Origin of the sequence: Tepidiforma sp. (assembly GCF_034433535.1) — a bacterium.
Classification (GTDB): Bacteria; Chloroflexota; Dehalococcoidia; order Tepidiformales; family Tepidiformaceae; genus Tepidiforma.
Map to the genome: position 1 here is coordinate 1 of NZ_DAOUAO010000240.1, position 7,771 is coordinate 7,771.

Below are 7,771 nucleotides of genomic sequence, written 5' to 3' on the forward strand. Positions count from 1 at the left end.
GGGTCCGCGCAACGGCAACGGCCACTCGCCGGCCCGCAACGGGAACGGCGCGGGCGGCAGCCCCGGCATCGTGGCCGAGGCGGCCCGGCCGGGGGTGACCCCGCCGGTCAGCGGCGAGGCGGCGCGGCTCGTCATCACCCTGTACGAAACCGAGGACGTCACCGCCGACGAGACCCTGCTGGAGGCGGTGGTCAACCTGCTCAAGCGGCACCCCGGGGACGACGAAGTGCGGCTCGTCATCCGGGATACCGCCGGTGACGAGCTGGAGTTCGATTTCCTGCGGGTGCAGGCGACGCCGGAGCTGGCGCGCAGCCTCGGGAACGTCCTCGGAAACCGGGGGACCGTGCGGCTCAGCGGCGGCAAGGCCGTCGGCGCCGCCTGAAGGTGACAGCTGGCGGATGTACGCTGCTCGTCAGCGCAGGGGCCGTCGGCTCCAGTTACCAGAGCAGCGCTGGCGTACCGCGAATCCAGTTGGGGCGGAAGCCGAGAACCTGCGCCTCCCTGGGAATCGAGTAGCAGATTTCGCCCTCGACGGAGCGGCCGGGCAGGAGGTCGAACCCGCCGAACTTGTCGATGGTCTCTTCGAATGGCCTGTCGAGCCCGAGGCGGATGCCGTTGGAGGCTTCGCCGTCCGAGAGCACGACACGCGTGCAGGTGTCGGCGCAGAACAGGCGCTCCGTCTGGTTCCCGATGTTGGTGGCGCGGACGTAGAGAACGATGTACCGGTGGGCGCTCCTCCACGGCTGTTCGCGCGTGTAGGGGTCCGTCAGGCTGATCACCTCCCAGCGGATCACGGAGTCGTACATCTGGACATCGATACTGCGCCCGATCGGGATGGTCACCGCGGCCGGCGTCGGGGTGGCCCGCGGCGTTGGGGTCGAGGTTGGGCGGGGCATCGCCGTCGGGCTTGGCGTAGGCGTGGGCGTAGGCGTGGGTCGCGGAGTGGGAGGCGTCGTGGGGGACGCCGGAAGCGTCCCAGTCGGGTTCGGAGGTGAGCCCGCCGTGCCCGGCGAAGCGGCAGCGCCGGGTGAGACCGGGGTGGCGCTTGCGGTCGGTGTTGGGGTTGGTGCGGGCGATGGCTCGGGCGTGGGGGTGGGATGTACGGGTGTCGGGATTGGCGTCATCACCTGCACCGCAGTGGTCGGCGTCGGCCATGGCGCCCTGGGCGTTGGCGTCGGCTGCTGGCCCCTGGTGATGAATCCCTGCTGGTATTGAGGTTTGGGGGAAATGGGCGCGGGGGCGTCTTCTTTTGAACTGCAGGCCACAGCACTGACTGCCAGTGTTGCTATCACGATCAGGCCGTTGTGCAGCAACCAGCGACGCTGAAGCATGCAAAAGGTCGACGACTGTTGACCTGGCGTGGCCGACGGCATCGCACGCGAATTGTACGCAATGGCAAGGCCGTCGGCGCCGCTTAGATCAGTCGAGCAGCTCCGCTTGGAAGAAGCCCACGGTGCGCTGCACCATCTCCGCCCGCGAAGGGTCGGGCTGGCCGCCCTCGGGGACGAAGCCGTGACCGGCATGGCGCACCCGGACCAGCTCGACCGGCACGCCGGCAGCCGCCAGGCCCGGACCGGCAGGTGACGGCTCTCGCTGGGGAGCAGGTGGTGGAATCGCGTTAGAGCAGGCCGGCGGTGCGGGCGTCGGCGAGGAACCGTTCGATCCCGACATCCGTGAGCGGGTGCCTCAGCATCTGGGGCAGGAGCGAGGGCGGGATGGTGGCGATGTGCGCCCCGGCGAGCGCCGCCTGCGTCACGTGCAGGGGATGACGCAGGCTGGCAGCCAGCACACGCGCGCCCAGGCCATGGCGCTCGACGATCTCGACGCACTGGCGGACCAGCTCCATGCCGTCATGGCCGACGTCATCGAGCCGGCCGACGAACGGCGAGAGGTAGGCCGCGCCGGCCAGCGCCGCCAGCAGCGCCTGGTTCGCCGAGAAAATCAGCGTGACGTTCACCCGGATGCCCTCGCGGCTGCAGCGGTGGATGGCCTCCAGCCCCTCGGCGTCGATCGGGATCTTCACCACCACGTTCGGGTGCCAGCTGGCCAGCTCGCGCGCCTCGGCCACCAGCTCATCGGCCGTGCGCGAGATGCACTCGGCCGAGATGGGGCCGTCGATCACCTCCGCGATCTCCTGGATGCGCTGGCGATAGCTGACGCCGCCCTCCTTCGCCAGCAGGCTCGGGTTGGTGGTCACCCCGCTGATGACGCCATAGCGGGCTGCCGCGCGGACCTCGCTGATCGAGGCGGTATCGAGGAAGAGCTGCATGGCCGGGCTCCGGGTGCGGATGCTGTTTCGCATGGTACCCGGCCCTGCGCTCTGCGGAAGGCGAATGCCCCGCCGAGAACTGCTACTGCACCGTCAGGACGGTGTGCATCCCCAGCTCGTAGTGGGTGGCGATGTTGCAGATGAGGACGTAGCGGCCTGCCGAGAGCGTGAAGGACCCCTCTTCCGACTCGCCGGCCGCGAACTGTTCGATCTCGCCAATGACATCGAGCTCACTCTCGATGACTTTGTTGGCCGCATCGTCGTAGGGCAGCTTGTCGGCCGGGAGGTCGGTCCGGATGACGATCACCTCATGGGCGGTGCTGCCGTTGTTCTTCGCCCGGATTTCGACCTCGCCGGCCGGCACAGTCGCCGGTTTGAGGTCGATGGCCCAGTCGCGAAGCGTGACGTTCAGCCGGTTCCCGGCGTCGTCGTCGTCATCCCCACAGGCCGCGGCGCCGAGCGCGACTACGCCGACAAGGACGGTGGCAAACATGTAACGCGAAATGCGTTTCATGTTTGCCAGGACACTTAAGATGGTGGTTCGTTGGTTCGACATTGAGCCCTCCCCGTTGCGTATGTTCGAACGCGGTAAAGGTAGATTGACCCATGAGAGATGTCAATAAAGCACGTCACAAAACGGCGTGGTTAGCGGCCGGCAGGGCGGAACCGGGGGACAGGGCTCCGGGGCGGGGCGACGCGCGGGCGGGCCCGAGAGAATTCATGCTTGCAGCAGAGGTTAGGATGGCCTAATATCCGGGATGTGGCACGGCTCAGGGTTCCAGGGCCCCTGGACCACCGCCACCAGCCAGGTCGACGCCCTCCTCTGCTGCGTTCCCCTCAGGCGGCGAACTGGTCACCCCTGCTGCGGCCCCCGCTCCCTTCTCCGGCGGGGGCCGCAGCGCTTGTTGGCCGGGAGCACCGAATGAGGTTGGAGGTTGGAGGTTGGAGGTTGGAGCGGGGAGCCGCGCCACGCGTCGACCCCGCCCGGGAGCCGGGAGCCCCGCCGCCCGCCTGCCCCGCCCGGGAGCCGGCAGCCGTTAGCAGTGCGAATTCCAACCTTCCACCTCTCACCTCCAACCTCCCACCTCCAATCTCCCACCTCCCGGTTCCCGGCTCCCGGCGGCGGGGGTGGTCCTACTGCATGACGAGCGTCCCGGGCTCCTTCATGTAGACCCAGTACACCTGCAGCTTGAAGAGGCCGCCGAAATCGTTCAGGTAGCGCGGCTGGCCGGGCACGTGAATCCGCCACTGGCCGCTGGCGTTATCGAACTGCAGCACCTGCGTGTACTTCCCCGCGATGCTGGCGAGCGCATCGGCCACCGCCCGTGATTCGCCCGTGTAGGTGAAGTTGTTCCAGCCGGCCGCCAGCTCGATGGTCCGCCCCGGCGCCGGGTTCGGGTTGAGCGAGGCGATGTTCGCCGCCGGCGCCTTTACCCAGTAGGCGTCGTACTGGCTGATCGCCGGGTAATCGTTCAGCACCGGAGGCGCCTCGCGGAGGTAGCGCCGGTAGGCCCCGCGCAGCCCTTCCGCCTCGCTGAACAGCCACTTGAGCGGGTCCCAGCGGTAGAGCGCCGTCCAGCCGGGCGGCAGCGTCGAAACAGCGCCCGGCAGCGGCCCGCTCGCCTCCAGGTGCGCCAGGTTCGACCAGCCGTTGCCGAGGGTCTGCACGACGACCGTTCCCGGCGGCGGCGAAACGCTGCTGACGGCCTGCCCCGAAACGCCGAGGTCCGAGTTCAGGCCGCCCCAGGTGAAGGTCGGCTTCGCCGGCAGCCCGCCGATGAGCAGTTCAACCGTCGACCCGGGCTGGCCGCACCCCGGCTGTGCCGCGTCGCTCGCCACCCGGATGGTAAACGTCGAGACCGGGCCTGCAGCGATCGCCGCGGCGGTGCCGCAGACGGTGCTGCCCACGCGTGCCTCGATCGGCGTGCCGCCCGGGACATCCCGCCAGTTGTGCTGCGGCGTCCCCGTGATGCTCATCGGCACCCGCGCCACCGCCCCGCCGATGTTGATGATGCCGCTGCCGGCCCAGTTCTGGCCGTGCGGCGCCGGCGGCGCGGGTGTTGCCGCCGCGCGGGCGGCCTCGATGTAGTCGTCGGCGTTCAGGCGCGAGTTCCGGGAGATCATCAGCGCGAACATCCCCGTGACGAGCGGCGCGGCGAAGCTCGTGCCGCCCTGGAAGCCGCCGTTCGGCTCGCCGATCTCGGCGTACGGGTTCGAAAGCCCGATATCCGTGCGCGTGGTCGAAAGCAGCCGGTTGCCGGGGGCTGCGAAATCGACCGCCGGGCCGTAGTTCGAATAGGTGGCCCAGTTCATGCCGTCGAGGTTGTTCGCCGCGCCCACGGCGATGACGTTCGGGTACTGGGTGTAGGCCGCCGGGTAGGCCACCCCGGCCGATTGGCCGGTCAGGTGGTTGCCGGCCGCCGCCACCACGATGACGCCGGAGTCCTGCGCCAGCTGGAGCGCCGCCCGCATCGCCGGGATATCGGCCTGCGTGTGGGGCGGGTCGGAGGCGATGCTGATGTTGATCACGCGCGCGCCCTGCCGGATGGCGTAGACGATGCCTTCGGCGATGCGCGACATGAACCCCTCGCCGCGGCAGTCGAGCGCCTTGATGGTGAGCAGCCGGACGTTCCAGGCGACGCCCGTCACGCCGACGCCGTTATCCCCGGCCGCGCCGATGATGCCGCCGACCAGGGTGCCGTGGCTGTTCGGCATGTCATCCAGCACCGCCCCCGTGGGGGTCGAACTGGTGTAGCCGCAGACCGCCCCGTTGACCTGCGTGAGGTTGACGAAGCGGCAGCCGTAGCGGTCGTTGATGCAGCCGTTGCCGTCCCGGTCGATGCCGTCGCTGCGGTTATCGATCGGGTTCTCCCAGAGGCGCCCCGCGAACTCGGGGTGGGTGAGGTCCAGCCCGGAATCGATGACCGCCACGATCACCTGGTTCGAGCCGGTGTGCAGGTCCCAGGCCGCCGGCGCGCCGATGGCGGCGAGGTACTGCGCCTGGTTCGGCCCGCTGCCCGAGCCCAGGTAGTACGGGTCGTTCGGGATGGCGGCAGCCCGCACCGGCACGTCCGGCTCGGCGGAGAGGACGTTCGGGGCGCGCTCGAGCTCGGCCGCGTACTCCGCCGGGTCGCGGCCCTTTGGCACGGGCAGGGTATGGAAGCCGAGCTCCGCCAGCGTCGGCGGGGGGCCGCCGGCCCGCTGCGGCTGTGCGCGCAGGGCGGTATCGAATTGGACGGTGACGTAGGCCTCGGGCGCGTCGGCGTCTGCGGGTTCGGGCCGGCCCGGTGCCGCCGCCCCCGCACCGATCATCAGCAGCGCTGCTGCCATGATGCCGAACCACCGTCGCTGCACGGGCCCTCCTCGCCCTCAGGCCACTACTGTCCAACCCCTCCAATTGCCGGGGTGGGGATGGGTGTCGGGACGGGCGCTTCCCGTTCGCCGAGAAGCTTGGCATCGACCAGCTTCGCGAGCTCGCGCGCCTGGTCGGTCGACATGAACGGTGCGGCGCCGAAGGTCTGGATCGCCACCACGGCGTTGCCGCGCCGGAACACGAATCGATGGTAAACGGCCGGGGTGTCGCTCGTCCCGACCGTTCCCTGCTGGTAGCGGAACGCGGCCGACTGGTTGCCGAGCGGGCGGGCCTGGGCCTTCTCGCTGCCCTGCCGCGCGCTCAGCCGGCCCTCGAGGTACTCGTAGGCGAGCCGGGCGCCGGCCGGGGTTTCGAACAGGTACACCTCAGCCCAGGCGTAGTAGCCGCCCTGCAGCAGCTGAGCCGCCTGGCCGACCGGGTCGTACTGGACCTGGAAGCCGTCGATGATGCGCCATTCCTGCGCGCGGGCCTCGCCCTGGGCGTTGGTATCGAACCAGTACGACGACGAGAAGGTGGTGATGTTCATGGTGAACGTCTCGGGCACGTTCACCTTCATGCCCTCGGGCAGCTCGGAGAGGAGCGGCGCGTACTTGCTCGCCGGCAGGCTCACGGTGGGTTCGGGCCCGCCGGCGAGGCCGCCGGTGCTCTGGGGCTGCGGTTCGTTCACGCCCCCTGTAACGCTGCCGCCGTCGCCGGAGTTCCCGCCGGAGGTGACCAGCAGCACCGTGACGGTCGCCGCGGCGATGAGCACCAGCCCCGCCAGCAGCACCAGCGCGGGCTGCGAAGGACGCCGCCGCGCCATCAGTTGCCCGCCGCGGGGGTGTAGTTGCTTGTCGGCGTCGGCTCGGGCGCATCCAGCTGGCCGAGCGCCTTCTTATCGCTGATCAGCGCCAGCTCCCGCGCCGCATCGACCTTCATGAACGGCTCCGCCCCTTTCGTCAGCACCACGCAGACGAGGTCGCCGCGGCGGAACACCACCTGGTGGTAGACGGCGTTGACCGGCGAGTTCGCGATCTTGCCGAGCGTCATCACGTAGGCGGCGCTCTCGTTGCCGACGCGCGTCATCGAAACGGGTGCCATCCCCGGCTGGGCCTTCACGAAGTCGACGAAGTAGCGGTAGGCCTTGCCGGCGCCGTCGGCGTTCGAGAACAGGTGGCACTCGGTGCGGATGTAGTAGGCGCCGTTGAGCACGGCCGAATCGCGGCCCTCGGGCGAGTAGCCGGTCTGGTAGCCGCCGACGTAGCCCCATTCGCTGAGGAGCTGCTTGCCCTCGTCTTCGGAGCTGAAGACGCGCGGCGTCTTCGCGTAGGTGTCGGCATCGAGCACGAGCGTGCTCGGGATATCGGTGATCCAGTTCACGCCGAGGTCTTCGACGCGGACGACGTACTTGCTGGCCGGGGGCTCGAGGTCGGGCGAGACGCTCGGGTTGGTGGTCTCGACCGTGCCGGTTGCGGCTGCGCCCGGGGTGGAGCCCGCGCCGCCCTCATCGGCGCCATCGCCGCAGGCAGCTCCAACCACGACAAACGGGAACAGGGAAGCGAAGGCACAGGCGGCCAACGCACGGGCGCGGGTCATACCAAACCTTCCCGGGGGCGAATCTCTGCCGAGTGTACGTTCGGCCCTTCCTTGACGAAAGCTCGCCCCGAAAGAAAGGGGAAGGGCCGGGGAGGTGGGAGGTAGGAGGTTGGAGGTAGGAGGTTGGAGGTAGGAGGTTGGAGGTTGTGTTCATCTGCGGGCCGCTCCCCGCTCCCGGTTCGCGGGTCTCCGTTTCCACCACCAGCCGTCCGCCTACCACCGCCCGGGTGGGGCAGGCGCGGCATGGGCTCCCGGCTGCCGGTTTCCATCTCCCACCTTCCACCTCGCGGTCCGGGGCGGGGTGGGGCAGTTTCAGCAGCCGGCTCCCGGCCTCCATCTCCCACCTCCCACCTTCCACCTCCCACCTTCAACCTTCCGGCTCCCGGCTCCCGGGTGGGGTGGGGCAGTTTCGGCAGCCGGCTCCCACCTTCCATCTCCCACCTCCCACCTCCAACCTCCCACCTTCCCTGCCATGCCCCGCTTGGAGCTGGGCGCGTGGGCTCGCCACGCTCGCGGAAACGCCGTCACGGAGCCAGACGATGCCCGCCGCCCCC

8 protein-coding genes are annotated in these 7,771 nt (G+C 69.6%); 1 reads left to right on the top strand and 7 read right to left on the bottom strand.

All coding sequences use genetic code 11. The annotated features are described in order from the left end of the window. On the top strand, positions 1–382 hold a 382-nt coding region (locus tag VAE46_RS12750), incomplete at its 5' end, for a hypothetical protein (protein ID WP_322797321.1). A 55-nt stretch (positions 383–437) separates the two neighbouring features. Here the strand turns inward: VAE46_RS12750 and VAE46_RS12755 are convergent. From VAE46_RS12755 to VAE46_RS12785, 7 genes are all read right to left on the bottom strand, one after another. Beyond that, positions 438–896: a hypothetical protein gene (locus VAE46_RS12755; RefSeq protein ID WP_322797322.1), complete on the bottom strand. Its 459-nt coding sequence runs from the start codon at positions 894–896 to the stop codon at positions 438–440. 523 nt (positions 897–1,419) lie between these two features. Beyond that, the gene (locus tag VAE46_RS12760; protein ID WP_322797323.1) at positions 1,420–1,551 is read right to left on the bottom strand and encodes a hypothetical protein; all 132 of its coding nucleotides are present in this window, start codon (positions 1,549–1,551) and stop codon (positions 1,420–1,422) included. A gap of 67 nt (positions 1,552–1,618) precedes the next feature. Further along, complete coding sequence (gene fsa, locus VAE46_RS12765; protein ID WP_322797324.1) at positions 1,619–2,269, bottom strand: fructose-6-phosphate aldolase; 651 nt, start codon at positions 2,267–2,269, stop codon at positions 1,619–1,621. 82 nt (positions 2,270–2,351) lie between these two features. Next, positions 2,352–2,783 (bottom strand): sulfocyanin-like copper-binding protein, encoded by a 432-nt coding sequence (locus tag VAE46_RS12770; protein ID WP_322797325.1) that lies wholly within the window; start codon positions 2,781–2,783, stop codon positions 2,352–2,354. Positions 2,784–3,403: 620 nt separating this feature from the next. Further along, the gene (locus VAE46_RS12775) at positions 3,404–5,623 is read right to left on the bottom strand and encodes a S8 family serine peptidase (protein ID WP_322797326.1); all 2,220 of its coding nucleotides are present in this window, start codon (positions 5,621–5,623) and stop codon (positions 3,404–3,406) included. 23 nt (positions 5,624–5,646) lie between these two features. Then, entirely contained in the window at positions 5,647–6,444 is a 798-nt protein-coding gene (locus VAE46_RS12780) for a hypothetical protein (protein WP_322797327.1), read from the bottom strand. After that, positions 6,444–7,217, bottom strand: a complete 774-nt coding sequence (locus tag VAE46_RS12785) for a hypothetical protein (RefSeq protein WP_322797328.1) — start codon at positions 7,215–7,217, stop codon at positions 6,444–6,446. The genes VAE46_RS12780 and VAE46_RS12785 overlap by 1 nt, the downstream gene beginning before the upstream one ends. Positions 7,218–7,771 lie beyond the last annotated feature (554 nt).

Bases quoted from the DNA above. Each gene is read 5' to 3' on its own strand.
- fsa (WP_322797324.1), bottom strand. From the start codon at position 2,269: ATGCAGCTCTTCCTCGATACCGCCTCGATCAGCGAGGTCCGCGCGGCA.
- VAE46_RS12780 (WP_322797327.1), bottom strand. From the start codon at position 6,444: ATGGCGCGGCGGCGTCCTTCGCAGCCCGCGCTGGTGCTGCTGGCGGGG.
- VAE46_RS12770 (WP_322797325.1), bottom strand. From the start codon at position 2,783: ATGAAACGCATTTCGCGTTACATGTTTGCCACCGTCCTTGTCGGCGTA.
- VAE46_RS12785 (WP_322797328.1), bottom strand. From the start codon at position 7,217: ATGACCCGCGCCCGTGCGTTGGCCGCCTGTGCCTTCGCTTCCCTGTTC.
- VAE46_RS12755 (WP_322797322.1), bottom strand. From the start codon at position 896: ATGCCCCGCCCAACCTCGACCCCAACGCCGCGGGCCACCCCGACGCCG.